The organism is Agromyces sp. NPDC004153, assembly GCF_053603635.1.
The window spans coordinates 307578-332305 of record NZ_JBSGFY010000001.1; the positions used below are offsets into that span (position 1 = coordinate 307578).

A 24728-nucleotide genomic window follows, 5' to 3' on the forward strand; every position below is an offset into this window, starting at 1 on the left:
CCCTCCGAGGCATTCGCGACGCCTTCGCGCACGAGGTACGCGACTTCCGCCTCGACTCCGCTACAGTTCGAGGGACGGCACCCGCGTGTCGCGGTGCCCGGACGTGCGGTTGGGGGTGGCGTGAAGCGCATCCACAAGGAACGCGATCGGCTCCTGCGTCGCCTCGCGCGCGTCGCCGGGCTCGTCGGGTCCGGTGGCGCACTCGCATGCCTGCTGTGGCCGGGCGCTCTCACCCCGGGCGAGCTCGTCGTCGGCGTCGTCCTCTGCGCGGCCATGGCCGTGCTCGTCGTCCTGCACACCTCCCGGGGGGCCGTGCTTCCGGCGCTCGGCGTCGTCGCCGTCGCCATCGGGCTCATCGCGATCCTCGGAACGGCATCCGTGCTCGACCCGCCCACGGTCACCGCGATGTGCATCATCGGCGGCGTCGCGTCCGCGTCGGTCGCCATCCCGCTCGTCGTGCGCCGGCACGGCGGCCTGCTCGTCGCGGGCCTGCTCGCGGCAGTGCTCGCGACGACGTGGATCGTCTCGGCGTGGGGCCACGACATCCGCGCACCGGCCGTCGCCACGGCCGCCGGCTGGGGCGCGTGCGCCGTGATCGGCGCCTGGATCGACCGCGCGATCGCGGACGCCGCGGATCGCATCGCCGAGGTGGGCCGGGCGCACGAGGCCGAGCGGATCGCGTCGGAGCTCGAGTCGCAGCAGCGCCAGGACGCGCGAGTGCTGCACGACACCGTGCTCGCGACGCTCTCGCTCCTGGCGCACTCCGGCGTCGGGGTCGGCGTCAGCGCCCTGCGCCAGCAGGCCGGCGACGACGCCCGGCTCCTGCGCCAGCTGCGCCTCGGCGCGCCGCTCGATGCCGGCTCGACCGCGATCTTCTCCCCCGACACCGATGACGACAGCGAGCTGAGCACCACGTTCGAGTCGGTGCGGCAGCGGTTCGCCCGCATGGGACTCGACGTGAACTGGCACGGCGCCGGCCAGCTCGCCCTGCCGCGCGAGACGCTCGACGCCCTCCTCGGCGCGCTCGGCGAGTGCCTCGAGAACGTCCGGCGCCACTCGGGCGTGAGCGAGGCGGATGTCACGGTGACCGACGACGACCACACCGTGCGCGCCATGGTCACCGATGCCGGCAGCGGGTTCGAGCCCGATGCCGTCGACCACGGACGCCTCGGCTACGCGGAGTCCGTCGTCGGCCGCCTGCACACCGTCGGCGGACGCGCCCGGATCTTCTCCTCCCCCGGCTCGGGCACCACCGTCATGCTGGAGGTGCCGAAGCCATGAGCACGCGCCGCGACATGGCCGCCCTCCGGGACCGCGGATTCCGCCGACCCTCCAGGTCGGCCAGGGCCGCGGGCGACGTGCGCGACAGCCACGGCGGTCGGAAGCTCGCGACGGGGATCACGATCGCGGCGGCCCTCGTGATCGCAGCGCACCTCCTGCACGCGATCGCGCTCGCCCCGTTCTACGTGCCACCGGTCCCCGGCCCCTGGCCCGCGTGGATCGCGCTCGGCGGCGTCGTCGGCGTCGGGGTCATCGCGCGGTTCGTCTCGCGACAGCTGCCCGACTGGCTCTACCTCGTGCTGCTCGTCGGTCTCGCGATCCCGGTCTGGCTCGACGTCTCGGCGACCATGGGGCACCTGAACATTGGCGTCACGCCGACCGCTGCCGCCGCCGCGGGAGCAGTGCTCATGCCGGTCGCCGCGATCCGCGGCAGCCGCATCCCCGTGCTCGTCGCCTCGCTCATCGCCGCGATCCTCGCGGTCGAGGCGCTCGTGCAGGTCGGGAGAGCCGGATCGTACGTCGTGCCCGGTCTCGCCGTCGCGGCATCCGCCGTCGTCCCGACCATGCTCGTGATGCTCGCGCTCACCGGGTTCCGCCGGCTCGTCGGCCGCGAGCTCGACCTGTCGCTCGTGCAGAGCACGGTCGGCACCCTCCGCTCAGCCGTCGGCATGCGCGCCTCCGAGGAGCTGGCGCAGCTCGACTTCGACGCCGAGACGCTGCTCGACGACGTCGGCTCGGGGCGCATCGCGATCCCCGTTCCGCCCGACGCGGCCGAGCGCGCCGGGTCGCTGGCCGCGCGCCTGCGCGTGCGCCTCATCGAGGGGCGCACCGACACCTGGCTCCGCCACGCCGTCACCGAGTCGGCGTACCTCAGCGACCGGGTCACCGTCGACGACCCGACGGGGTCGGCCGGACTCCTCTCGCAGTCCCAGCGCGACGGGCTCCTGCTCGCCCTCTGGCTGCTCGTGGCGGAGCACCCCAAGGGCTCCGGACCGCCCCTCGGCGTGCAGGTCACCTGCCGCGAGGCATCCGACGACACCCTCGCCGAACCCGCATTCGAGATGTCCATCGACGTGTCGGGCGTCTCACGACGCCGTGTGGACCCCGGGACATGGGACGCTATCGGTAGTGTCGGAGAACACAACGTGATCACGGGGGCCGACGGCTTCCGCATCGACATCACCTGCCGGGTGCAACCGAACCCGCACGCAGGGAGCACGTCGGCCCGTGGGGCCGCTCGACCGAGGGGGACGCTGAATGGCTGAGACCGATCAACCGATCCGGCTGGCGATCGTCGATGACCACCGCATGCTGCTGGGCGCGCTCACCGAGTGGATCCGGGGTGCGGCTCCCGACATCGAGCTCGTCGCGGCGGTGCCGTCGTGGTCCGAGCTCCTCGCGCATCCCGAGTTCCCGGTCGACGTGGTGCTCCTCGACCTCGACCTTCGCGACAACATCCCCATCTCGCTGAAGCTGTCGATGCTGAAGACCGCGGGCGTGCAGACCATGCTGATGAGCACCTACTCCGAACCCGCGGTCGTGCGCGAGGCGCTCGGGTCGGGCGCGCTCGGCTACCTCGTGAAGTCCGAGCCCGTCGAGAACATCATCGAGGCGATCCGCGCGGCCCGCACCGGGGGCTCCTACCTCACGCCCGAGCTCGAGGTGGCGCTGGCCGACGAGGGCGCCGTGCCCAAGCTCTCCGCGCAGGAGCGCCGGGTCATGGCGCTCTACGGCGCCGGCCAGCCCGTCAAGGCGGTCGCGTTCCAGCTCGGCATCTCCGAGGAGACGGCCAAGAGTTACCTCAAGCGCATCCGCGAGAAGTACCGCGTCGCCGGGTTCGACGTCGGCACCAAGGTCGCACTGCGCAAGCGCGCGATCCTCGACGGCATCCTGCTGCAGTCCGACTGAGCGGCATCCTGCTGCAGTCCGACTGAGCGGCAGCCGCGCCGGCCCGCCCGCCGCAGAATCCGTCGTGCCTACGGCTCGACGACCTCGACCGCGCCCGTGGCGTACGGCACGGTCACGCCGCGGCGGCCGCGCACACGGTCGAGCGCGAACGTCGCGAGCGCGAGCAGCACTCCCGCGATCGTGAGCACGAGCCCGATCCAGATCGGCGCGACGTAGCCGAGGCCGCCGGCGATCGCGAGCCCGCCGAGGAACGCGCCGAGCCAGTTCCCGAGGTTGAGCGCCGAGTGGTTGAGCGCGGCCGCGATCGACTGGCTGTCGCGGGCGACGTCCATCAGGCGGGCCTGGATCGTCGGCGAGAGCGCGGCCGACGAGCCGCCGATGAGGAACACGCCGACGAAGAGGCCGACCGGGTTCGAGGCGGTGAAGGCGAGGAGCACCAGCGCGGCGGCGAGGATGCCGAAGAACACGTACATGCTGCGCCGCACGCTCCAGTCGGCGAGCCGCCCGCCGACGAGGTTGCCGACGGTCATGCCGATGCCGAACATGACGAGCACGAGGGGAACGACCCCTTCGGGGAGCCCGGTCACGTTCGTCGCGAGCGGGGCGACGTAGCTGTAAACCGAGAACAGGCCGCCGAAGCCGATCGCGCCGATGGCGAGCGCGAACCACACCTGCACGCGGCTGAAGGCCTTCAGCTCGCGCTTCATGGTCGCGTGCGGGTCGCCCGCCTGCCACGGCACCGCGAGCGCGACGGCGAGGAAGGTGAGCGCGAAGATGCCCGCGACCGCCACATAGGCGACGCGCCAGCCCGCGGCCTGGCCGAGCCAGGTGATCGCCGGCACGCCGACGACGTTCGCGATCGTCAGGCCCGAGAGCACGAGCGCGACGCCGCGGGCGCGCTTGCCGGGGCCCATGAGGCTCGCGGCCACGAGGGAGGCGATGCCGAAGTAGGCGCCGTGCGGCAGCGCCGCGATGAATCGAGCGATGAGCACGAGCCCGAACGACGGCAGCAGCGCCGAGGCGAGCGTGCCGAGCGCGAACGCCGTGAGGAGGACGAGCAGCAACCGCTTGCGAGGCCAGCGCGCGGCCGCGGCAGCGATGGTCGGCGCGCCGACGACGACGCCGAGTGCGTAGGCCGAGATCATCCATCCCGCCGCGGCGTTCGCCTCGTCAGGCGACTGCGCGTAGAGGCCGGGCATCAGGTCGGCGGCGATGTTCGGCAGCAGCCCCATCGCGACGAACTCGGTGGAGCCGATGCCGAAGCCGCCGAGGGCGAGTGCCAGCAGCGCGAAACGGATACGGGCCGGCGACAACGTCGTCGGCCCGTCGATGGGGTGGGTCACCCGTCGATTCTCGCACGGATCGAATCGATTCGACAAGCGCGGGTCGCAACGATTCGACACGACCGGCCCGAGCCGGCCGAGCTACTCGGCGCCCTCGCCCGCCGCCTCGATCGCGGTCTCGAGCCGCTCCACTTTCGCATCGAGTTCGCCCGCGTAGCCCGGACGGATGTCGGCCTTCAGCACCAGCGACACCCGCGAGCCGTACTCACCGACCGCCTCCGTCGCGCGGCGGACGACGTCGAAGACCTCGTCCCAGTCGCCCTCGAGCTCGGTGAACATGGACGTCGTCCGGTTCGGGAGACCGGACTCTCGGACGATCTTCACGGCCGCCGCGACGGCATCGTGCACGGAACCGTCGGCGCGGCCCGTGCCGCTCGGGGCGACGGAGAATGCGACGAGCATGGTCCCTCCTCGGGTGGTCGGACCGCGGCATCCGGTGTCATGCGGCGCGGCCACGGGTGATCAGGCTGGTCAGGCGTCCGACGCGACCTCGACGCGGTCTCGGGCCCTCCCAGCCTGCCACAGCGCCCGGATGCCCCAGGCGAGCAGCACCCCGAGCAGCGCGATCTTGACCGTCAGCACGAGCACGAACCCGGGGTCCGCCGCCATGAGCCACCCGTACCAGTACGGGTAGATGACCTGCGTGAGCAGCGCGATCGCCGTGGCGAGCGCGGCCGGCACGAGGAACCGGCGGGGGTTCAGCACGAGGCCGAGCACGACGGGAGCGGCGAGCCAGGTCACGAACTGCGGCGACCCGACCTTGTTCGCGAGCATGAGCACGACGATGAACGAGAGCGCGAGCGGCGGGAACAGCCGCCCGAACGCGGCGCCGCGGCGCACGGCGCGGATCCCGAGCACGAGGACGGCGACCACGCCGATCGCCATGAGCGGCGTGGTGACGGATGCCGCGACCTCCGCCCCGGGGCCCGAGATCTGGAACGTCAGGATCTCGCGGTCGTAGACGACTTCGACGGCCCGGTCGCCGCCGGCGATCCGCCAGAGCCACGCGACCGCGAGGGGCGCCTCGATCTGGAGCCCGCGGCCCGCCTGCTCGGCCACGAACCCGACCGCGTTCAGGCCCGAGCCCGCGAGCAGGCTGACGCCGAGGATGCCGGCGCTGAGCGCCGCCGCGACCGTCACGACCTCCCAGCGCTTGCGCGACGCGATGACGAGCGCAGCGAGCACCGCCGCGGGCCACACCTTCACCCACATGCCGATCGTGAGCAGCACGGCGGCCACGCGCGGACGCGTCGCCGCCCACAGCATGCCGGTGAGCGCCAGCGGCACCGTCACCGCGTCGATGCGTGCGAGCGCGATCGGCCCGAGCAGCGCGAGGAACGCCAGCCACCACCACGCGGCGATCCGGCGCGTGCGCGAGAGCCGGAGTCGGCCGAGCAGGATCGAGAAGGCCGCGGCATCCAGCAGCACGACGATCGCGAGCCACGTCTGGGCGTACCAGGCCGAGCCGAACGCGAGCGCAGCCGCCATCGGGGCGAACGCGAGGATCGGGTACACCCACGGCACGTCGATGCCCATGCGCACGTAGCCCTCGGCCGCGTTCTCGGCCCAGACCTTGTAGACGGCCACGACGTCGCCGAGCGGCCAGCCCTGGCCGTAGAGGTTCAGCACCACGAGGCCGGCGTGCACAACGAGGAACGCGATCCAGAGGGGCGCGCGGCCGCCGAGGAAGCGGTGCACGCGACTGCGGCCGGGGGCGGATGCCTCGCGCACCTCCTCCGCCGTCATGCCGATGAGCCTAGCCGAGCGTCACCTCGATCTGCCCGCCTGGACCGGCACGCCCCGGGCCGTGGCTCAGATGAGCGAGCCGATGACACCGGGCACCGCCTGGGCGATGTCGAGCGCCGTCACGGGTCCGCCGCCCACCTCGGCGCTCGCCCGCCGCGCGGCCTCGCCCTGCACCCACGCGGCCGTCGCGGCGAGCGCCGTGAGCACGTGCGCGTCCGACGCGAGCGCGACGTGGTGCGTGGCCGCGAGCGCGCCGAGGATGCCGCCCAGCACGTCGCCGCTGCCGGCGGTCGCGAGCCAGTGCGTCGGCGCGGTCACCGTGTAGCGGTCGCCGTCGGGATCGCACACGTGGGTCACGGCGCCCTTCAGCAGCACCGCGACGCCGAGCTCGTGGGCGGCGCGCTCGGCCCACGTCGCGGGGTCGGCGGCCACCTCCTCGACCGTCGTGCGGATCTCCCGCGACGTGAGCACGCCGGCGAGCTCGCGCGCATGCGGGGTGATGACGGTCGGTGCGGTGTGGGTGCCGACGAGGTCGAGCGCGCCCGCGTCGAGCACCACCGGGACCTTGTCGGCGAGCGCGTGCTCGAGGTCGCCGATGAGCACGAACGAGCGGCGGTTCTGGTCGATGCCCGACCCGATGAGCCAGGCCTGCACGCGCCCCGACACGGTGACGGTCTCCGGGCGCCGCGCGAGCACCGCCTGCCGGACGGCGCGCGGCCCCGTGTAGCGCACCATGCCGACGCCCGCCCGGTGCGCGGCCTCGACGCCGAGCACCGCCGCCCCCGGGTAGTCCTGCGAGCCGGTGACGACGCCCAGCACGCCGCGCGTGTACTTGTCGTCGCCGGCGCCGGGCGCCGAGATCCACTCGGCCGCGTCCTCGGCGGTCCACTCCTGCCACCCCGTCGTCATGCTCCAACGATAGGTTGGGATGGATGCCTCGGACAGCCCCAGCCCCCATCAGCCTCGCCCCGCGCGTCGTCGTGTTCGACTACGGCGAGGTCATCTCGCTCGAGCCGACCGACGCCGACCGCGCCGCGCTCGTCGCCCGCGCGGGCGTCGACGCCGACCCGTTCTGGACCGCGTACTGGGCGCACCGCGAGCCGCTCGACCAGGGCACCCTGTCGATCGCCGACTACTGGAACACCGTGGCATCCGACCTCGGCGTCGAATGGGACGCGGTCGACGTGCACGAGCTCTGGGCGCTCGACCACCGCGGCTGGCTCAGCGTCGACCCCGGCACGCTGCGCGTGCTGCACGCCCTCGCCGACGGCGGCACGCGCCTCGCGCTGCTCTCGAACGCGGGCGCCGACTTCTCGGGCTGGCTGCGCTCCGGATCGTTCGCGCCGCTCTTCGAGCGCGTGTTCGTGAGCGGCGAGCTCGGGCTCGTGAAGCCGAACGCCGACATCTACGAGCACGTCATCGCCGAGCTCGGCATCACGCCCGCCGAACTGCTCTTCGTCGACAACAGGTCCGAGAACGTCGAGGGTGCGCGCGCCGTGGGCGGCGACGGCTTCGTGTTCACGGATGCCGCGGCGCTCGAGGCCTGGCTGCGGAGCCTCGAGGCGTGACCGCGAATCCGACGCCGACCGACCGGCCGGAGCCCGACGCGATCTCAGCCCCCGCCGCTCCGGAGTCGACACCCGGACAGCCGGCCCTGTTCCGGCCGGTCACGATCCGCGGCCTCACGATCCGCAACCGGGTGTGGGTGCCGCCGCTCTGCCAGTACTCCGTCACGGAGCGCGACGGCGTGCCGCACGACTGGCACCTCGTTCACCTCGGCGCGATGGCCGCGGGCGGCGCGGGCCTCGTGGTCGCCGAGGCCACCGCCGTGAGCCCCGAGGGTCGCATCTCCGACCACGACACGGGTCTCTGGAACGACGAGCAGGCCGAGGCGTGGAGCCGCGTCACGCGGTTCATCCGCTCGCAGGGCGCGGCATCCGGCATCCAGCTCGCGCACGCGGGCCGCAAGGCGTCGGTCTGGCCCGAGCCGATGCGTTGGTCCGGTTCGCAGCCGATCGAGGACGGCGGCTGGCCCACCGTGTCGGCGTCGGCCGTCGCGTTCGACGGGCTGCGGGAGCCGACCGCGCTCGATGAGGCGGGCATCCTTCGCGTCATCGACGACTTCCGCAGCGCAGCCCGGCGCGCGGTCGCCGCCGGCTTCGACATCGTCGAGGTCCACGCCGCCCACGGCTACCTTGTGCACCAGTTCCTCTCCCCGCTCTCGAACCGGCGCGACGACCGCTGGGGCGGCAGCCTCGAGAACCGCGCTCGGCTCCTCCTCGAGCTCGTGCGCGGCGTGCGCCTCGAGATCGGCGAGCGGATGCCGCTCTTCGTGCGCTTCTCGGCGACGGACTGGACCGAGGGCGGGTGGGACGAGGACCAGACCGCGACCGTCGCCCGGTGGGCGCAGGACGCGGGCGCCGACTTCTTCGACGTCTCGACGGGCGGGCTCGTCGCGCACGCGCCGATCCCCGTGGGCCCGGGTTACCAGGCCCGCCTGGCCGAGTACGTCGGCGACCGGGCCGACGTCCCGGTGTCGGCCGTTGGCCGCATCACGATGCCCGAGCAGGCCGAGCGGCTGGTCGCGGCCGGCGAGGTCGACGCGGTCATGTTCGGCAAGGCCATGATGCGCGACCCGCACTTCGCCCTCCGCGCGGCCTGGGAGCTCGGTGCGGACGCGTCCATGTGGCCGCCGCAGTACCTTCGGGCCCGGCCCGAGGTCAACGACGGCGAATGGTGATCGCCGGGGTCAGCCCATCCCGGCCGCCGCGGCGCGCATCTTCGTGACCATGTCCATCATCTGCTGCGAGACCGTGCCGATCGCGATGATGTTCCCCTCGCTGTCGCTGAACCACGCGCCACGCTCCTCGCCCATCTGGGCGACGCCGTCGACCGTCTGCAGTCCGGGCAGGTCGTAGTCGTGGAACATGACCCCGTGCGTGCGCAGGGCGGTCATGTCGCGGTCGAGGTCGTCGGTCACGAGGTTGAGTGTCGTGTTCTTCGCCGTGCCCGCGAAGTCGCTGCGGTAGACCATCAACGGCATGCCGCCGAGGTCGTAGAACAGGGCCTCGCCCTCGGTGTCCTCGTACACGGGGTCGTGGCCGAGCACGTCGTGCCACCACACCTTCGCACGGGCGATATCCGATGCCGGAAGCACGGCTGTCGCCATCAGTTTCTCGAACATGATGTTTCCTCGGATCCTCGGGTCGGCGTCAGTCTACGCCGACCCGAGGGTCGCGATTCCTCCGATTCCGAGGGACGGATCGGTCGGGATCCGGGGATCCGCTCAGCCTCGGCGAGTGGCGTCCTGCACCTCGCCGACGAGCTCCTCGATGATGTCCTCGAGGAAGATCACGCCGGTCGTCGCGCCCTGCTCGTCGAACGCCCGGGCGACGTGCGTGCCGAGCCGGCGCATGGTCGCGAGGGCGTCCTCGAGGTCGGTCCCGTCGAAGATCGACACCAGGCGGCGCACGCGCTTCGCCGGGATCGGGTCGTCGAACTCGTCGTCGTCGAGGTCGATCACGTCCTTGAGGTGCACGTAGCCGTCGGGCTCGCCGTCGTCGCCGAGGATCACGTAGCGCGAGAACCCGTGCCGGGCCACGGCGCGCTCGACGTCGCCGGGGGTCGCCGTCGGCGGCAGGCTCACGAGCCCCGACATCGGCACCGCCACGTCGTGCACGCGTTTGGTCGTGAACTCGAACGCAGCGGTCAGCGTGCCGCCGGCGTCCTCGAGCACCCCCTCGCGACGCGACTGGTCGACGATGGTCTGCACCTCCTCGAGCGTGAACGTCGAGTTCGCCTCGTTCTTCGGCTCGACGCCCACGAGGCGCAGCACCCCGTTCGCCATGGCGTTGAGGGCCACGATGATCGGGCGGAAGATCCGGGCGATGAACACGAGCGGCGGCGCGAGCAGCAGCACTGCGCGGTCGGGCACCGAGAACGAGAGGTTCTTCGGGACCATCTCGCCGAACACCACGTGCAGGTACGAGACGAGCACGAGCGCGATGATGAACGCGATCGTGGAGACGACGCCCTCGGGCCACCCCGTGAGGTGCAACGGCACCTCGAGCAGGTGGTGGATGGCGGGCTCCGACACGTTCAGGATCAGCAGCGAGCAGATCGTGATGCCGAGCTGGCTCATCGCGAGCATGAGCGTGGCGTGCTCCATCGCCCACAGGGCGGTCTTCGCACTCCGCCGGCCCTGCTCGGCGAGCGGCTCGATCTGCGATCGGCGCGCCGAGATGACGGCGAACTCCGCGCCGACGAAGAAGGCGTTCGCGAGGAGCAGCACGAACAGCCAGACGATTCCGGCCCAGTCGCTCATCGCTCCTCCTCCCGCTCGTCGACGCTGTCGGGTTCGGGCGGCGGCTTCGGCACGAACCGGAGCCGGTCGATGCGGCGTCCGTCGAGGCGCCGCACGACGAGGGTGCCCTCATCGATCTCGACCTCGTCGCCGACGGCCGGCAGGTGGCCGAGCCGCGCGATGACGAAGCCGGCCACGGTCTCGTAGTCGCCATTCTCGGGCACCCGGATGCCGGTGCGGTCGACGAGCTCGTCGGGCCGCAGGATGCCGGGGAAGCTGACCTCGTCGCCGCGGCGCACGATGCCCGCGCGCGTGCGGTCGTGCTCGTCGGCGACCTCGCCCACGAGCTCCTCGACGAGGTCCTCGAGCGTCGCGACACCCGCGGTGCCGCCGTACTCGTCGACGACGACCGCCATCTGGAAGCCGCGGCCGCGCAGCTCGCCGAGCAGCATGCCGAGCTTCATCGTCTCGGGCACGCGCAGCGCCTCGGACTGCAGGGCCGAGCTCGGGACATCCGACCGCCGCTCACGCGGCACGGCCACGGCCTGCTTGACGTGCACGACGCCGACGATGTCGTCGAGGTTCTCGTCGTAGACCGGGAAGCGCGAGAATCCGGTCTGCCGGGCGAGCTCGAGCACCGCTTCGGCGGGCTCCTGCCGCTGCACGGCGGCCACGCGCGGCCTGGGGGTCATGACGTCGGATGCGTCGTGGTCGGCGAAGCGCAGCGTGCGGCCGAGCAGCGTGGCGGTGTCCTGCTCGAGCAGGCCGGCGCTCGCCGAGCGGCGCACGAGCGACGAGAGCTCCTCGGCCGAGCGCGCGGCGGAGAGCTCCTCCTTCGGCTCGATGCCGATGGCGCGCAGCAGCGCGTTGGCGCTGCCGTTGAGCACCGCGATCGCGGGGCGGAACACCCACGTGAACGCAGTCTGGAACGGCATCACGACGATCGCGGTCTGGCGCGGCAGCGCGAGGGCGAAGTTCTTCGGCACGAGCTCGCCGAGCACCATCGAGAGGAGCGTGGCGATCACGATCGCCGTGGTCGCGCCGACCGGCCGGATCATGCCCTCTGGCAGGCCGATCGCGGTGAGCGGCCCGGCCAGGAGCGAGCTGATCGCGGGCTCCATCGTGTAGCCGGTGAGCAGCGTCGTGAGGGTGATGCCGAGCTGGGCGCTCGAGAGGTGCGTCGACGTGATCTTCAACGCCGAGATGGTGAGTCCGAGTCGCGTCTCGCCCCGTGCCCGGCGGGCTTCGAGCTCCGCGCGGTCGAGGTTGACGAGCGCGAACTCGCTCGCAACGAACAAGCCCGTGCCGATCGTGAGGAGGAGTCCGATGCCGAGCAGGATCCACTCAGACATCTCCACCACCCCGTTCGGTCACGGGCGAGGGTCTATGGTCGGGCGTATTCGCAGAGGGAGGATCGTCCATTGTCCGCCCAGTATATCGGCGGCACCTCCCGGCCTCCCGAGCCGTAACGCACCCGTCACACCCCCTGGGGCAGCGCTGCCGCCGCGCCACTTCCGTGCCCTCCGCACCAGTCCTGCTGGCGCAGTCCGCGTCGAAGTGGCGCTGCGGCCTCCGACTCCAGCCCGGCCTGCGAAGGGCTACCAGCTGACCGGCAGCGCCTTGCCCTCCTCGTAGCCGGCGGCCGACTGCACGCCCACCAGGGCACGCTCGCGGAACTCCTCGATGGAGCGCGCGCCCGCGTAGGTGAACGAGCTGCGCACGCCCGAGGTGATCATGTCGAGCAGGTCCTCGAGCGACGGCCGCAGCGGGTCGAGGTAGATCGACGACGACGAGATGCCCTCGGCGAAGAGCTCCTTGCGCGCGAGCTCGTACGGCGAGAGCCGGTCGAACCGCTCGCGCACCGCCTTCGTCGACGCCATGCCCCAGCTCTCCTTGAAGAGCCGGCCCGAAGCGTCGCGCCGGAGCGTCCCGGGCGCCTCGATCGTGCCGGCGAACCACGAGCCGATCATGACGGATGCCGCGCCCGCCGCCAGGGCGAGCGCCACGTCGCGCGGGTACCGCACGCCGCCGTCGGCCCAGACCTTCGCGCCGAGCTCGCGCGCCGCCTCGGCGGTCTCGAGCACCGCGGAGAACTGCGGCCGCCCGACCGCCGTCATCATGCGCGTGGTGCACATCGCGCCAGGGCCCACGCCCACCTTCAGCACGTCGGCGCCCGCGGCGACGAGGTCGCCCACGGCGTCCGCGGTGACGATGTTGCCCGCGACGATCGGCACGCCGAGGTCGAGGTCCTTCACGATGCCGACCGCGCGGAGCATGCCCTCTTGGTGGCCGTGCGCGGTGTCGATGACGAGCATGTCGACGCCGGCGCCGACGAGCGCCTTCGCCTTCGACGCCACGTCGCCGTTGATGCCGACCGCCGCCGCGACCCGGAGACGGCCCGACGCGTCGACGTTGGGCTCGTAGAGCGTGCCGCGCAGCGCGCTGCGCCGGCTCAGCGTTCCGACCACGCGACCGTGCTCCATGACCGGGGCGAAGTCCAGGTCTGCGTCGACCATGAGGTCGAAGGCCCGCCGCGGCGAGTCGACGTCGTCGGCGTCGATCGACGCGAGGCCGCCGTGCACGAGGTCGCCGAGCCGCGCGTCCGAGAGCGCGGTCGCGAGGCGCTCGGCGGTGATGGTGCCGACGTAGGTTCCGCGAGCGTCGTGCAGCACGATGCCGTGGCCCGGCACCGGCGGCAGCACCGCGAGCGCGTCGGCGACCGTGTCGTCGGGCGAGAAGTCGTGGGGCGTGTCGAACCGCGGCGACTGCACCTTCACCCACCGGATCGCCTCGTCGAGCTCCTGCAGGTGCAGGTCCTGCGGCAGCACGCCGATCCCGCCGCGCCGGGCGAGCGTCGCCGCGAGCCGAGGGCCGGTGATCGAGTTCATGTTCGCCGAGACGATGGGCACGGATGCCCCGGAGCCGTCGTCGGGCGCCAGCGACACGTCGAGGCGGCTCGTCACGCCCGACCGGCTCGGCACGAGGAAGACGTCGGAGTACGTGAGGTCGTGGCGCGGGGTCGTCCGGTAGAACTCCATGCGCCCCACGCTACCGCCGCAAGGAGGCACCCGAGCCCCCGCGGGGGGTTTAGGCTTGTGTGGGTGATCGGGCACGAGTGCGTGCGCGCACGTGCCGATCGCCGGCAGAGGAATCCAGCATCAACGGAGAGAGTGGGCGAGAGGCTGTGTCGAGCCAATTGACCGGGTCGGGGTCCGAGGAGAAGACCGCGGGCGAGTACGGAGCCAACGAATGGCTCGTCGACGAGATGTACGAGAAGTACGTCGCCGATCCCGACTCCGTCGACCGCACGTGGTGGCCGGTCCTCGAGCACTACCGCCAGGTCCGCGCCGGCGGCGACGGCGCCGCCACTGAGCAGGCGCCGCCTCCCGAGGCCGCCTCCGGCGAGGCATCCGCACCCGCAGCCCCCGCCGCCGAGGCCGCACCGGCCCAGGCCGCCCCCGCCGCGCCGGCGGCGCCCGCCGCGCCTCAGGCGCCGATCTCCGAGGCCGCGCCGCCCGCGGCATCCGCCGCCGTCGAGCCCGCGCCGGCCACGGCGCCCTCGCCGGTCATCGGCCAGGCCCCCGAGGCGCGCACCACCTCGGTCGCGCCCCGCACCGCGCCTGTTCCGGCCGACGTGCCGATCACGAGCCCGCAGCCCGTCGTCGCCGACGCGATCCTCGAAGACGAGGTCGTCGTGCTCAAGGGCCTCCCCAAGACGCTCGCGGCCAACATGGACCAGAGCCTCACCGTGCCGACCGCGACGAGCGTGCGCACCGTGCCGGCGAAGCTCATGATCGACAACCGCATCGTGATCAACAACCACCTCCGTCGCACCCGCGGCGGCAAGGTGTCGTTCACGCACCTCATCGGGTGGGCGCTCATCCAGGCGCTCAAGGAGTTCCCGAGCCAGAACGTCTACTACACCGAGACCGACGGCAAGCCGGCGATGGTGAAGCCGGCGCACATCGGCCTCGGCATCGCGATCGACATCCCGAAGCCCGACGGCACCCGCGCACTCCTCGTGCCCGCCATCAAGCGCGCCGAGACGATGACCTTCAACGAGTACCTCACCGCCTATGAAGACCTCGTCACCCGCGCCCGCACGAACAAGCTGACGGCCGACGACTTCAAGGGCGCGACGATCTCGCTCACGAACCCGGGCGGCATCGGCACCGTGCACTCCGTCCCGCGCCTCATGAAGGGCCAGGGCTGCATCATCGGCGCCGGCGCCCTCGAGTACCCCGCGGAGTTCCAGGGCTCGTCGGAGAAGACCCTCGCGAACCTCGCGATCGGCAAGACGATCACCCTCACGTCGACCTACGACCACCGCGTCATCCAGGGCGCCGGCTCGGGCGAGTTCCTGAAGAAGGTCCACGAGCTCCTCATCGGCCAGCGCGACTTCTACGAGAACCTGTTCGCCGCGCTCCGCCTCCCCTACGAGCCCATCCGCTGGGCGCCCGACATCTCGGTCGACATCGCGAGTGCGATCGACAAGACCGCTCGCGTGCAGGAGCTCATCAACTCGTTCCGCGTGCGCGGCCACATGATGGCCGACATCGACCCGCTCGAGTACGTGCAGCGCTCGCACCCCGACCTCGACATCGCGAGCCACGGCCTCACCTTCTGGGACCTCGACCGCGAGTTCGTCACGGGCGGGTTCGGCGACAAGCGCACGGCGCTGCTGCGCGACATCCTCGGCGTGCTGCGCGACTCGTACTGCCGCACCATCGGCATCGAGTACATGCACATCCAGGACCCGGTGCAGCGCAAGTGGATCCAGGGCGAGGTCGAGCGCAAGTACGAGAAGCCGTCGCACGACGAGCAGATGCGCATCCTCGCCAAGCTCAACGAGGCCGAGGCGTTCGAGACCTTCCTGCAGACGAAGTACGTCGGACAGAAGCGGTTCAGCCTCGAGGGCGGCGAGTCGGTTATCGCGCTGCTCGACGAGATCCTCCAGGGCGCGGCCAAGGAGGGCATGGACGAGGTCGCCATCGGCATGGCGCACCGAGGCCGGCTCAACGTGCTCACGAACATCGCGGGCAAGACCTACGGCCAGGTGTTCCGCGAGTTCGAGGGCACCCAGGACACGAGGACCTTCTCGGGCTCGGGCGACGTGAAGTACCACCTCGGCACCGAGGGCACCTTCACCGCCGACGACGGCAACCAGGTGCCCGTGTCGCTCGCGGCCAACCCGTCGCACCTCGAGGCCGTCGACGGCGTGCTCGAGGGCATCGTCCGCGCGAAGCAGGACCGCAAGCCCATCGGCACGTTCTCGACCCTGCCGATCCTCATCCACGGCGACGCGGCCATGGCCGGCCAGGGCATCGTGGTCGAGACCATGCAGATGTCGCAGCTGCGCGGCTATCGCACGGGCGGCACGATCCACGTCAACATCAACAACCAGGTCGGCTTCACCACCGTGCCGGGCGACGCTCGGTCGTCGATCTACTCGACGGATGTCGCGAAGACGATCCAGGCCCCGATCTTCCACGTGAACGGCGACGACCCCGAGGCCGTCGTGCGCGTCGCGGAGCTCGCGTTCCGCTACCGCCAGGAGTTCAAGCGCGACGTGGTCATCGACCTCGTCTGCTACCGTCGCCGCGGCCACAACGAGGGCGACGACCCGTCGATGACGCAGCCGCTCATGTACAACCTCATCGAGGCGAAGCGCTCCGTCCGCAAGCTGTACACCGAGGCCCTCGTCGGCCGCGGTGACATCACCGAGGAGGAGTACGAGGAGGCGCACCGCGACTTCCAGGACCGCATGGAGCGCGCCTTCGCCGAGACCCACGCCGCGCAGACCGGCGCGATCCCGATCATCGGCGCCACCGAGTCGACCCGCGAACCCGAGCCCGCCTCGGGCGAGCTCGAGACCACGGGCGTCTCGCTCGACGTCGTGCACGCCGTCGGCGACGCCTTCGAGAACAAGCCCGCCGGCTTCACCGTGCACCCGAAGATCCAGCAGCTGCTCACGAAGCGCCTCGACATGAGCCGCAACGGCAAGATCGACTGGGGCTTCGGCGAGCTGCTCGCGCTCGGCTCCCTCCTGCTCGAGGGCACTCCGGTGCGCCTCGCCGGCCAGGACGCCCGCCGCGGCACCTTCGTGCAGCGCCACGCGGTGCTGCACGACCGGGTGAACGGCCAGGAGTGGCTGCCCCTGCAGAACCTCTCGGAGAACCAGGCCAAGTTCTGGATCTACGACTCGCTGCTCAGCGAATACGCCGCGATGGGATTCGAGTACGGGTACTCCGTCGAGCGGGCCGACGCGCTGGTGCTGTGGGAGGCGCAGTTCGGCGACTTCGCCAACGGCGCGCAGACCATCGTCGACGAGTTCATCTCCTCGGCCGAGCAGAAGTGGGGCCAGCGCTCCAGCGTCGTGCTCCTGCTCCCCCACGGCTACGAAGGACAGGGACCCGACCACTCGAGCGCCCGCATCGAGCGGTACCTGCAGATGTGCGCCGAGGACAACATGACGGTCGCCCGCCCGTCGACGCCGGCGTCGTACTTCCACCTGCTGCGCCGCCAGGCGTATGCTCGGCCCCGCCGCCCGCTCGTGGTCTTCACGCCGAAGGCGATGCTGCGCCTGCGCGGTGCGACGAGCGAGGTGTCCGACTTCACGAGCGGCCGGTTCGAGCCGGTCATCGACGACGTCCGCATCACCGACAAGGCCGCCGTCAAGCGGGCGGTGTTCGTCTCGGGCAAGTTCTACTACGACCTCATCGCCGGGCTCGAGAAGAACCCCAACCCCGAGATCGCGGTCGTGCGCCTCGAGCAGTTCTACCCGCTCCCCGCTCGTGAGCTGAAGGCCGTCGCGGACTCGTATCCGAACGCCGAGCTCATGTGGGCCCAGGAGGAGCCCGAGAACCAGGGCGCCTGGCCGTTCTTCATCATCGAGACGAACAAGCTCGGACCGCGTCCGGTCTCGGTCGTCGCTCGTCCGTCGGCCGCGTCGCCGGCGACCGGGTCGGCCAAGCGCCACGCCGCCGAGCAGGCCGAGCTGGTGCGCCGGGCGCTCGAACTGTAGCCCCACCTCGAACGACGAAGAGCGGATGCCTCGCGGCATCCGCTCTTCGCGTCTCAGGCGCCGACCGGACCCGATCAGACGCGGTGCACGGGCTCGCGGTGCTCGACGGGTTCGCCCGCGTCGGGCTCGATCGCGACCGCCGCCTCCCTCCGCGACCGCTCGGCGGCGCCCGAGCGCCACAGCCGCGACGGCCACCAGATCGCGCGGCCGAGGTCGTACGAGAGCGCGGGCACGAGCAGGGAGCGCACGAGGAACGTGTCGAGCAGCACGCCGAAGGCGACGATGAACGAGATCTGCGCGAGGAACAGGATCGGCAGCACGCCGAGCGCCGCGAACGTCGCGGCGAGCACGAGGCCCGCCGACGTGATGACGCCGCCGGTCACGACGAGCCCGCGCAGCACGCCCTCGCGAGTGCCGTGCCGCACGCTCTCCTCCCGCACCCTGGTCATCAGGAAGATGTTGTAGTCGACGCCGAGCGCGACCAGGAAGACGAAGCCGAACAGCGGCACGACGGGATCGGCGCCCGGGAACCCGAAGACGCCGTCGAAGACGAGCGCCGAGACCCCGAGGGCGGCCGCGAACGAGAGGACCACCGTGCCGATGAGGAGCAGCGGCGCCACGATCGCGCGCAGCAGCAGCATGAGGATCACGAGGATCACGGCGAGCACGAGCGGGATGATGAGGTTCCGGTCCCGGATCGACGCGTCCTTCGTGTCGAGCGCCACGGCCGTCGTGCCGCCGACGAGCACGGGGTCCTCGGGCGAGACGTCGGCGAGCTCGGCACGCAGGGTCGCCACGACCTGCTCGGCCGCGTCGGAGTCGCTGGCGTCGGCGAGCGTGGCGTCGAGCTGCACCCGCCCGTCGACGACCGTCGGCTCGCCGACGGGCGTGCCGGGAGGTCCGAGCGGCTGGATGCCCTCGTCGGTCACCGGCAGGGAGCCGCTCGGCGAGTCGGCCGACACGACCGCGACGGACTCGACGCCGTCGGTGGCGAGCAGCACGTCGGCGACCGCCTGCAGGTCGTCCTCGGGCGCGAAGACCACCGCAGGCGTGCCCGATCCGCCCGGGAAGTGCGCGCTCAGCAGCGCCTGCCCGTCGCGCGCCTGCGATTCGCCGAGCACGAACTCGCTCGACGGCACTCCGTCGGCCTTCAGCTGCGTCATGCCGATCGCCATGACGGCGAGCAGCAGCGTCGACGCGATCCACGTGACGCGAGGGCGCCGCGCGATGAGGCGCGCGACCTTCGGCCACACTCCGCGCCGGCCGACCACGTCGTCCGACTCGACGTGCGCGCCGAACCGCGGCCGCACCGGCCAGAACGCCGCGCGTCCGGCCCACAGCATGAGGGCGGGCAGCAGCGTGAGCGACGCGAGCACGGCGAACACGATGCCGATGGCCGAGACGGGGCCGAGGATCTTGTTGCTCGTGAGCTCCGAGACGAGCAGCATGAGCAGCCCGGCGATGACCGTGCCGCCCGACGCGAGGATGGGCTCCCACGATCCGCGCAGCGCGGCCCATGTGGCGTCCCACTTGCGCTCGTGCACGTGCAGCGCCTCGCGGTACCGCGCGATGTAGAGGAGCGAGTAGTCGGTGGCGGCGCCGATGACCAGGATGAACAGGATGCCCTGCGTCTGCCCGTTGAGCACGAGCACGTCGGCACGGGCGAGCGCGACGACCGCGAGCACCGACGCGCAGAGCGCGGTGAGGCTCGTGCCGAGCACGATGACGGGCAGGAGGGGCGATCGGTAGACGATCACGAGGATGACGAACACCGCCGCGAACGCGACGAGGAGCAGCAGTCCGTCGATGCCCGCGAAGGCCGCGACGAGGTCGGTCGTGAATCCCGCCGGGCCGGTCACGGCCGCCTGCAGCCCATCGCCCGACGTCTCGGCGACGCGGTCGCGCAGCTCGCCGACCACGACATCGGTCTCGGCGCCGGCGTCGAGCTGCACGAACACCTCGACGGCCTCGCCGTCGTCGGAGGCGACCGGCGGCGAGACGCCGTCGTCGACGACGCCCTCCACGTCCTGGAAGGCGGCCGCGTCGTCTTCGATCGCACGCTCGTCGGCCGCGGTGATGCCGCCGTCGCGCTCGTACACGACGATCGCGGGGATCACGTCGGCCGACCGGAACTCGGCTTGGAGGTCCTGCGCCCGCGTCGACTCGGCGTCGGCCGGCAGGAACTGCGCCTGCTCGTTCTCGACGAGGTCGCTGAGCGCCCCGAACGACGCGCCGCCGGCGCCGAAGGCGCCGAACCAGACGAGGATGAGGACGGCGGGGATCAGGGCGCGCAGCCACGTGGGCACGCGGGAGGGGGTCGGTTCGGGACGGGTGCGGTTCGAGGGTTCCATCCCGACCGACGTTACGGACGTGTGCCGCCGGCGCGCTTCCACCGAAAGACGGAACCGACCGCCGGTTCCGCCGCGCGCATCACGACGCGAGTGGGACGGGCGCGCTCAGTCGCTCAGGCTCGAGCCCTCAGTCGACGAGCAGGACGCCGTGCTCCGACTGGATGTCGCGGATGCGCGCGAGCACGACGGTGCGCAGCTCCTCGGGAGCGCTCTCCTTGCAGGCACGCTGCACGACCTCGGTGATCGCGATGCCGACGCGGTACTCGCCGCGGCAGTCCGCGCAGTTCTCCATGTGCTCGCGGATGTCCGCGGCATCCTCGCGGCGCAGCTCGTGGTGCAGGTACTCCTCGAGCTCGGCCCGAGCCTTCTCACAGCCGCAGTCGGTCATCTCGCGCTCCTGGGCATGCTCTGCCTCCTGGTGGTGGGTTGCGCCGTGGCGCCCGCGAACCCCTGCTCGCTGGCGTAGTCGGCGAGGGACTCGCGCAGCATCCGCCGGCCACGGTGCAGGCGGCTCATCACGGTCCCGATGGGGGTGTTCATCATGTCGGCGATCTCCTGGTAGGAGAAGCCCTCGACGTCGGCGAAGTACACGGCGAGGCGGAAGTCCTCGGGCAGCGCCTGCAGGGCGTCCTTCACGGCGCTGTCGGGCAGGTGGTCGATCGCCTCGGCCTCCGCCGAGCGACTCGACCGCGCGGTCGTCGACTCGGCGCCGCCGAGCTGCCAGTCCTCGAGGTCGTCGATGGTGCCCTGGTACGGCTCGCGCTGCTTCTTGCGGTAGCTGTTGATGAAGGTGTTCGTGAGGATGCGGTACAGCCACGCCTTCAGGTTGGTGCCCTGCTTGAACTGCCCGAACGCGGCGAACGCCTTCACGAACGTCTCCTGCACGAGGTCCTGCGCGTCGGCGGGATTCTTGGTCATGCGGAGGGCCGCGGCGTAGAGCTGGTCGAGGAACGGCAGCGCCTGCTCCTCGAAGAGCTCGCCGAGGCTGCGCTCGTCTGCAGGGGTGGTCGCGTCGTCCGACGTGGTCTCGATCTCGTCGCCAGTCATCACCGGCCATCCTAGATCGTCTCGCTCGACGACCGCCGGGCGCTCGAGCATCGCCACCGCCACGCGCACCAACTCCTTCTTCCGTTCTCGGACGCTACTGTTGATAACCGATGCAGATTTCGAGGTATTCCGCACCCGAGTTCGACCCCTACGGCGACAACCGCCAGCAGGAGCCCGACGAGGGATGGCTCGCGCCGACCGCGACCGCACCGCTCGAGTCGGTCGTCGCCATCCCGGGCTCGAAGTCCCTCACCAACCGCGAGCTCGTGCTCGCCGCCCTCGCCGACGGGCCGTCCACGCTGCACGCGCCGCTCTGGTCGCGCGACAGCGAGCTCATGGTCGAGGGCCTCCGTGCTCTTGGCACCCGATTCGAGCGGATGCCGGGGACCGGCGGGTTCGGCGACGACCTCCGCGTCATCCCGGCCGACGAACTCCTCGGTTCCACGACGATCGACTGCGGCCTCGCGGGCACCGTGATGCGCTTCCTCCCGCCGGTCGCGGCGCTCGCGCTCGGCCCCACGACGTTCGACGGCGACGAGGGCGCACGCCGTCGCCCGATGGGCGGCTCGATCCAGGGCCTGAAGGCGCTCGGCGTCGACCTCGACGACGACGGCCGCGGCGCGCTCCCCTTCACGGTCCACGGCACCGGGCGGGTCGAGGGCGGCGAGCTCGCCATCGACGCCTCGGCCTCGAGCCAGTTCGTGTCGGGGCTGCTGCTCTCCGCGGCGCGCTTCGAACGTGGGCTCGACCTCCGTCACACCGGCGAGCGGCTCCCGAGCCTGCCCCACATCGAGATGACGATCGAGACGCTTCGGACCCGCGGGGTCGACGTCGCGAGCCCCGAGCCGGGTCGTTGGGTCGTCGAGCCCGGTCCGATCGCCGCCGTCGACGTGGCGATCGAACCCGACCTGTCGAACGCCGCGCCGTTCCTGGTGGCCGCGCTCGTCGCCGGCGGACAGGTCACGATCACCGGCTGGCCCGCGCAGACCACGCAGGTCGGCGCGCAGCTCGCCCAGCTCCTCCCCCGGTTCGGTGCCCGGGTCTCGCTCGACGAGGACCGACTCACGGTGCACGCACCCGATCCGGTCGCCGCCGGCGGTCGCGGCATCCGGGGCGTCGACCTCGACCTGTCGGAAGCGGGCGAGCTCGTGCCGAACCTCGTCGCGCTGGCCGCGTTCGCCGACGGCGCCTCCACGTTCACGGGTATCGGCCACATCCGCCACCACGAGACCGACCGGCTCGCGGCCCTCGCGGCCGAGCTCAACGGCCTCGGCGGCCGGGTCACCGAGCTCGACGACGGGCTGCGCATCGAGCCCGTCGCACTCACCGGCGGGCCGTGGCGCGCCTACGCCGACCACCGGATGGCCACCACGGGCGCGATCATCGGCCTCGCGGTGCCCGGCGTCGTCGTCGACGACATCGGCTCCACGTCGAAGACGCTGCCGCAGTTCACGAAGCTCTGGGAGCAGATGCTGGCATGAGCTGGTGGGACGCGGACGACGACGAGGACGAGCCCGAGTACGACGAGTCCGACGTGCGCGTGCGTCCCAACCGCCGCGGCAGCCGGCCGCGCACCAAGGTGCGCCCCGAGCACGCCGATGCCGTGCAGGGAACGGTGCTCGGCGTCGACCGCGGCCGCTACGCGGTGCTCGTCGACGAGGGCGAGTCCGACGAGCGCGACATCACGGCCGCGCGGGCGAGCGAGCTGCGCCGCAAGTCGGTCGTCACGGGCGACCGCGTCGACCTCGTGGGCGACACCAGCGGCGAGCCGGGAACGCTCGCCCGCATCGTGCGCATCGGCGAGCGCTCCACCCTGCTGCGACGCAGCGCCGACGACACCGACGAGGTCGAGCGCATCATCGTCGCGAACGCCGACCAGATGCTCATCGTCGTCGCCGCGGCGAACCCCGAGCCGCGCATCCGGCTCGTCGACCGCTACCTCGTCGCAGCGTACGACGCCGGCATCCACCCCATCCTGTGCATCACGAAGACCGACCTCGCCGACCCCGCGGAGTTCCTCGAGAACTTCGCCGGCCTCGACCTCCCGGTGTTCCGCTCGAGCACCGAGCACATGCCGCTCGACGAGATCACGCGCACGCTCATCGGCCATCGCACGGTGTTCGTCGGGCACTCGGGCGTCGGCAAGTCGACGCTCGTCAACGCCCTCGTCCCCGGCGCCGACCGCGCGATCGGGCGCGTCAACGAGGTGACCGGCCGCGGCCGCCACACCTCCTCGTCCACGGTGTCGCTGCGCGTCGAGGGCGACGGCGGCACCGGCTGGGTCATCGACACCCCGGGCGTCCGCTCCTTCGGCCTCGGGCATGTGAACCCCGCGAACATCCTCGGCGCCTTCACCGATCTCGCGCGCATCGCCGAGGACTGCCCGCGCGGCTGCACCCACCTGCCCGACTCCCCCGATTGCGCCATCATCGAGGCGGTCGAGGCGGGCGAGCTCGGCGACACCGGGCGGGCCCGGCTCGATTCGCTGCAGCGGCTGCTCGCGACCTTCGCCTGAGCATCGGATGCCGCGCGCCCGCCTCGTTCGAGGGTGCCCGTCGCACGTCGCACTCAGGGTCGCTGCCTAGCATGGACGGATGACCGAAGCACGTCTCGCCCCCGGCGATCTCGCTCCCGATTTCACGCTCCACGACCAGGACGACAACCCGGTGACCCTCTCCGCGCTGCGCGGCTCGCGCGTGGTGCTGTACTTCTACCCCGAGGCGATGACCCCCGGCTGCACCACCGAGGCGTGCGACTTCCGCGACAACCTCAACTCGTTCGCCGGCGCCGGCGTGCGAGTGGTCGGCGTCTCGAAGGACGACGTGCCGAAGCTCAAGGCCTTCGCCGAGCGCGACCGCCTGAACTACACCCTCCTCTCCGACGCCGACCTCGCCGTGCAGCAGCGCTACGGCGTCTGGGGCGAGAAGTCGCTCTACGGCAAGATCGTCGTCGGCAGCATCCGCTCGACCTTCGTCATCGGCGCCGACGGGCGTATCGAGAAGGCCTGGTACAACGTGAAGGCGACCGGCCACGTCGCCCGCGTGGGCCGCGAGCTCGGGCTGTAGGGCCACTCCCTCGGCGCTTTCCCCTCCGACGTCCGGTGCTCGACGTCAGTCGGCGCCGGGCGCCGACTCGTGTTCGTGGCGGGTGTACGCGAGCCGAACCGGGGTCCAGAGCAGCAGCCCGATCACGACGATCGCGGGCACGAGCAGCAGCCAGCCGACGTCGGGACGCGCGAACAGTCCCTGGAACGCGCCGACCGCGATCGAGACCTGCAGGACCTGCCAGACGATCGCACCGGCCCGCGTCCACGGCGCGCGGCGCAGCGACCCGATGGCCACCGCCGAGACCCAGGCCGCACCCACCAGTACGAGCACGATGAGCGCGATCGCGGTGGCGTACGACGACGGCTGCAGCGCGAGCAGGTCGACGACCAGCCACACCACGACGGCGATGAGCGCCAGCGCCTCGAGGACGAGGATCGCCGAGACGACCACGAGCGCGACCTTCACTCCTCCTGAAGCGGATGCCGCGGGCGGCATGTCTCCCTCGGCGCGATCCTGATTCACAGGGTTATCCCAAGCACGACTATTGATTCGATCTCTCCGCTATGCGACCATTTATGAGGCCGAGTTGATGCTCACAGGGACGTGAGCCGATCAGTCATGATCCTACTTCCCGAGATTCGGCTTTCCCCCTGCAGCACAAGCCCGACTCGGGCTTCG

The 24728-nt window shown here is 71.7% G+C and carries 21 protein-coding genes; 9 read left to right on the plus strand and 12 right to left on the minus strand.

All coding sequences use genetic code 11. The features are described 5' to 3' along the window. Positions 1 to 120 precede the first annotated feature (120 nt). From ACWEOH_RS01440 to ACWEOH_RS01450, 3 genes are read left to right on the plus strand one after another with little or no spacing between them, the layout of a single operon-like run. On the plus strand, positions 121 to 1281 hold the full coding sequence (locus ACWEOH_RS01440) for a sensor histidine kinase (RefSeq protein WP_452027596.1): 1161 nt from the start codon (positions 121 to 123) through the stop codon (positions 1279 to 1281). Next, positions 1278 to 2546 carry a hypothetical protein gene (locus ACWEOH_RS01445; protein WP_452027598.1) on the plus strand — a complete coding sequence of 423 codons (1269 nt, stop codon included), beginning with the start codon at positions 1278 to 1280 and terminating at the stop codon, positions 2544 to 2546. The genes ACWEOH_RS01440 and ACWEOH_RS01445 overlap by 4 nt, the downstream gene beginning before the upstream one ends. Continuing rightward, complete coding sequence (locus ACWEOH_RS01450) at positions 2539 to 3189, plus strand: response regulator transcription factor (RefSeq protein ID WP_148731917.1); 651 nt, start codon at positions 2539 to 2541, stop codon at positions 3187 to 3189. Before ACWEOH_RS01445 ends, ACWEOH_RS01450 begins: the two co-directional genes overlap by 8 nt. Positions 3190 to 3257: 68 nt before the next feature. On the opposite strand, the gene ACWEOH_RS01455 is transcribed toward ACWEOH_RS01450, so the two are convergent. From ACWEOH_RS01455 to ACWEOH_RS01470, 4 genes are all read right to left on the minus strand, one after another. After that, positions 3258 to 4532, minus strand: coding sequence for an MFS transporter (locus tag ACWEOH_RS01455; protein ID WP_452027600.1), 1275 nt, complete (start codon positions 4530 to 4532; stop codon positions 3258 to 3260). Between the two features lie 81 nt (positions 4533 to 4613). Beyond that, entirely contained in the window at positions 4614 to 4934 is a 321-nt protein-coding gene (locus ACWEOH_RS01460) for a thiamine-binding protein (RefSeq protein WP_452027602.1), read from the minus strand. A 69-nt stretch (positions 4935 to 5003) separates the two neighbouring features. Then, complete coding sequence (locus ACWEOH_RS01465; RefSeq protein WP_452027604.1) at positions 5004 to 6278, minus strand: hypothetical protein; 1275 nt, start codon at positions 6276 to 6278, stop codon at positions 5004 to 5006. Positions 6279 to 6344: 66 nt separating this feature from the next. Continuing rightward, positions 6345 to 7187, minus strand: a complete 843-nt coding sequence (locus tag ACWEOH_RS01470; protein WP_452027605.1) for an ADP-dependent NAD(P)H-hydrate dehydratase — start codon at positions 7185 to 7187, stop codon at positions 6345 to 6347. 23 nt (positions 7188 to 7210) lie between these two features. Between ACWEOH_RS01470 and ACWEOH_RS01475 the strand changes: the two genes are divergently transcribed. Beyond that, positions 7211 to 7846 (plus strand): HAD family hydrolase, encoded by a 636-nt coding sequence (locus ACWEOH_RS01475; RefSeq protein ID WP_452027606.1) that lies wholly within the window; start codon positions 7211 to 7213, stop codon positions 7844 to 7846. An 86-nt stretch (positions 7847 to 7932) separates the two neighbouring features. Then, entirely contained in the window at positions 7933 to 9018 is a 1086-nt protein-coding gene (locus tag ACWEOH_RS01480; RefSeq protein WP_452031817.1) for an NADH:flavin oxidoreductase/NADH oxidase, read from the plus strand. 9 nt (positions 9019 to 9027) lie between these two features. Here the strand turns inward: ACWEOH_RS01480 and ACWEOH_RS01485 are convergent, their stop codons facing one another. The 4 genes from ACWEOH_RS01485 to guaB1 form a co-directional block, all read right to left on the minus strand. Next, positions 9028 to 9462, minus strand: coding sequence for a VOC family protein (locus tag ACWEOH_RS01485; protein ID WP_452027608.1), 435 nt, complete (start codon positions 9460 to 9462; stop codon positions 9028 to 9030). Positions 9463 to 9564: 102 nt separating this feature from the next. Beyond that, the gene (locus ACWEOH_RS01490; protein WP_452027610.1) at positions 9565 to 10602 is read right to left on the minus strand and encodes a hemolysin family protein; all 1038 of its coding nucleotides are present in this window, start codon (positions 10600 to 10602) and stop codon (positions 9565 to 9567) included. Continuing rightward, on the minus strand, positions 10599 to 11933 hold the full coding sequence (locus ACWEOH_RS01495) for a hemolysin family protein (protein ID WP_452027612.1): 1335 nt from the start codon (positions 11931 to 11933) through the stop codon (positions 10599 to 10601). Before ACWEOH_RS01495 ends, ACWEOH_RS01490 begins: the two co-directional genes overlap by 4 nt. 246 nt (positions 11934 to 12179) lie before the next feature. Next, positions 12180 to 13619, minus strand: a complete 1440-nt coding sequence (gene guaB1 / locus ACWEOH_RS01500) for a GMP reductase (RefSeq protein WP_452027614.1) — start codon at positions 13617 to 13619, stop codon at positions 12180 to 12182. Between the two features lie 146 nt (positions 13620 to 13765). Between guaB1 and ACWEOH_RS01505 the strand changes: the two genes are divergently transcribed. Beyond that, positions 13766 to 17605, plus strand: coding sequence for a multifunctional oxoglutarate decarboxylase/oxoglutarate dehydrogenase thiamine pyrophosphate-binding subunit/dihydrolipoyllysine-residue succinyltransferase subunit (locus ACWEOH_RS01505; RefSeq protein WP_452027615.1), 3840 nt, complete (start codon positions 13766 to 13768; stop codon positions 17603 to 17605). Positions 17606 to 17679: 74 nt separating this feature from the next. Here the strand turns inward: ACWEOH_RS01505 and ACWEOH_RS01510 are convergent, their stop codons facing one another. The 3 genes from ACWEOH_RS01510 to ACWEOH_RS01520 all read right to left on the minus strand — a co-directional run bounded on the left by ACWEOH_RS01510 (position 17680) and on the right by ACWEOH_RS01520 (position 21054). After that, on the minus strand, positions 17680 to 19956 hold the full coding sequence (locus ACWEOH_RS01510) for an MMPL family transporter (RefSeq protein WP_452027617.1): 2277 nt from the start codon (positions 19954 to 19956) through the stop codon (positions 17680 to 17682). 127 nt (positions 19957 to 20083) lie between these two features. Then, the gene (gene rsrA, locus ACWEOH_RS01515) at positions 20084 to 20344 is read right to left on the minus strand and encodes a mycothiol system anti-sigma-R factor (protein ID WP_452027619.1); all 261 of its coding nucleotides are present in this window, start codon (positions 20342 to 20344) and stop codon (positions 20084 to 20086) included. Next, positions 20341 to 21054, minus strand: a complete 714-nt coding sequence (locus ACWEOH_RS01520; protein ID WP_452031819.1) for a sigma-70 family RNA polymerase sigma factor — start codon at positions 21052 to 21054, stop codon at positions 20341 to 20343. The genes rsrA and ACWEOH_RS01520 overlap by 4 nt, the downstream gene beginning before the upstream one ends. A 59-nt stretch (positions 21055 to 21113) precedes the next feature. On the opposite strand from ACWEOH_RS01520, the gene aroA reads away from it, so the two are divergent. The 3 genes from aroA to bcp all read left to right on the plus strand — a co-directional run bounded on the left by aroA (position 21114) and on the right by bcp (position 24068). After that, positions 21114 to 22484 carry a 3-phosphoshikimate 1-carboxyvinyltransferase gene (gene aroA, locus ACWEOH_RS01525; RefSeq protein WP_452027621.1) on the plus strand — a complete coding sequence of 457 codons (1371 nt, stop codon included), beginning with the start codon at positions 21114 to 21116 and terminating at the stop codon, positions 22482 to 22484. Then, positions 22481 to 23518 (plus strand): ribosome small subunit-dependent GTPase A, encoded by a 1038-nt coding sequence (gene rsgA / locus ACWEOH_RS01530; RefSeq protein ID WP_452027623.1) that lies wholly within the window; start codon positions 22481 to 22483, stop codon positions 23516 to 23518. The genes aroA and rsgA overlap by 4 nt, the downstream gene beginning before the upstream one ends. Positions 23519 to 23597: 79 nt before the next feature. Then, positions 23598 to 24068 carry a thioredoxin-dependent thiol peroxidase gene (gene bcp, locus ACWEOH_RS01535; protein ID WP_452027625.1) on the plus strand — a complete coding sequence of 157 codons (471 nt, stop codon included), beginning with the start codon at positions 23598 to 23600 and terminating at the stop codon, positions 24066 to 24068. Positions 24069 to 24113: 45 nt separating this feature from the next. Here the strand turns inward: bcp and ACWEOH_RS01540 are convergent, their stop codons facing one another. Further along, a complete protein-coding gene (locus ACWEOH_RS01540) occupies positions 24114 to 24572 on the minus strand; it encodes a hypothetical protein (RefSeq protein WP_452027627.1) in 459 nt (152 codons plus the stop codon). Between the last annotated feature and the right edge of the window lie 156 nt (positions 24573 to 24728).

Bases quoted from the DNA above. Each gene is read 5' to 3' on its own strand.
- ACWEOH_RS01445 (WP_452027598.1), top strand. From the start codon at position 1,278: ATGAGCACGCGCCGCGACATGGCCGCCCTCCGGGACCGCGGATTCCGC.
- ACWEOH_RS01450 (WP_148731917.1), top strand. From the start codon at position 2,539: ATGGCTGAGACCGATCAACCGATCCGGCTGGCGATCGTCGATGACCAC.
- ACWEOH_RS01460 (WP_452027602.1), bottom strand. From the start codon at position 4,934: ATGCTCGTCGCATTCTCCGTCGCCCCGAGCGGCACGGGCCGCGCCGAC.
- ACWEOH_RS01465 (WP_452027604.1), bottom strand. From the start codon at position 6,278: ATGACGGCGGAGGAGGTGCGCGAGGCATCCGCCCCCGGCCGCAGTCGC.
- ACWEOH_RS01470 (WP_452027605.1), bottom strand. From the start codon at position 7,187: ATGACGACGGGGTGGCAGGAGTGGACCGCCGAGGACGCGGCCGAGTGG.
- ACWEOH_RS01475 (WP_452027606.1), top strand. From the start codon at position 7,211: ATGCCTCGGACAGCCCCAGCCCCCATCAGCCTCGCCCCGCGCGTCGTC.
- ACWEOH_RS01485 (WP_452027608.1), bottom strand. From the start codon at position 9,462: ATGTTCGAGAAACTGATGGCGACAGCCGTGCTTCCGGCATCGGATATC.
- ACWEOH_RS01490 (WP_452027610.1), bottom strand. From the start codon at position 10,602: ATGAGCGACTGGGCCGGAATCGTCTGGCTGTTCGTGCTGCTCCTCGCG.
- ACWEOH_RS01495 (WP_452027612.1), bottom strand. From the start codon at position 11,933: ATGTCTGAGTGGATCCTGCTCGGCATCGGACTCCTCCTCACGATCGGC.
- guaB1 (WP_452027614.1), bottom strand. From the start codon at position 13,619: ATGGAGTTCTACCGGACGACCCCGCGCCACGACCTCACGTACTCCGAC.
- ACWEOH_RS01510 (WP_452027617.1), bottom strand. From the start codon at position 19,956: ATGGAACCCTCGAACCGCACCCGTCCCGAACCGACCCCCTCCCGCGTG.
- rsrA (WP_452027619.1), bottom strand. From the start codon at position 20,344: ATGACCGACTGCGGCTGTGAGAAGGCTCGGGCCGAGCTCGAGGAGTAC.
- ACWEOH_RS01520 (WP_452031819.1), bottom strand. From the start codon at position 21,054: ATGCTCGAGCGCCCGGCGGTCGTCGAGCGAGACGATCTAGGATGGCCG.
- aroA (WP_452027621.1), top strand. From the start codon at position 21,114: ATGCAGATTTCGAGGTATTCCGCACCCGAGTTCGACCCCTACGGCGAC.
- rsgA (WP_452027623.1), top strand. From the start codon at position 22,481: ATGAGCTGGTGGGACGCGGACGACGACGAGGACGAGCCCGAGTACGAC.
- bcp (WP_452027625.1), top strand. From the start codon at position 23,598: ATGACCGAAGCACGTCTCGCCCCCGGCGATCTCGCTCCCGATTTCACG.